The organism is Pseudonocardia halophobica (assembly GCF_027922425.1).
Classification (GTDB): domain Bacteria; phylum Actinomycetota; class Actinomycetes; order Mycobacteriales; family Pseudonocardiaceae; genus Pseudonocardia; species Pseudonocardia halophobica.
Genome location: NZ_BSFQ01000248.1, coordinates 1 through 597, shown reverse-complemented (window position 1 = coordinate 597; position 597 = coordinate 1). Strand labels below are relative to the sequence as shown.

The window sequence follows — 597 nt, the reverse complement described above, 5'->3', positions numbered from 1 at the left end:
CTGCCCCGCTCAATGCCTATGGCCGCACGAAGCTTGCAGGCGAACAGGCGGTGCGGGCGGGAGGCGGGCGGCAGGTGATCCTGCGCACCTCCTGGGTGTTTTCGGCCCATGGCACGAATTTCGTGAAAACCATGCTGAAGCTCGGCGCCAGCCGCGATCATCTGCGCATCGTCGCCGACCAGACCGGCGGCCCGACGCCGGCCGATGCCATCGCGGCCACCTGCCTACATCTGGCCCGCGCGCTGCGCGACGGCGCGCCGGGCGGCACGCATCATTTCGCGGGCACGCCCGCCACCAGCTGGGCCGGTTTCGCGCGCGAAACATTCGCCCTTGCCGGAAGGGCGGTCACGATCGAGGACATCCCGACCGCCGAGTACCCGACCCCGGCGCGGCGGCCGCTGAACTCCTGCCTTGATTGCTCCGCATTGACGGCGGAATTCGACATTACACCGCCGGACTGGCGGGCCGCGCTGGCGCGGGTGGTTGCCGAAGTGAAGGGAGTGTGACGATGCAGCGCAAGGGGATCATTCTGGCCGGCGGCCCGGGCACGCGGCTTTACCCGATCACCATCGGCGTCTCGAAGCAGCTTCTGACGGT

General features: G+C 69.0%; 2 protein-coding genes. Both read left to right on the top strand.

Annotated elements, in window-relative coordinates; all coding sequences use genetic code 11:
- Nucleotides 1-506, top strand: a 506-nt coding sequence (locus PKE99_RS39355) for an SDR family oxidoreductase (protein ID WP_271215154.1), incomplete at its 5' end; no start/stop codon positions are given.
- A 2-nt stretch (nucleotides 507-508) separates the two neighbouring features.
- A partial coding sequence (locus PKE99_RS39350) for a sugar phosphate nucleotidyltransferase (RefSeq protein ID WP_271215155.1) occupies nucleotides 509-597 on the top strand: 89 nt, incomplete at its 3' end.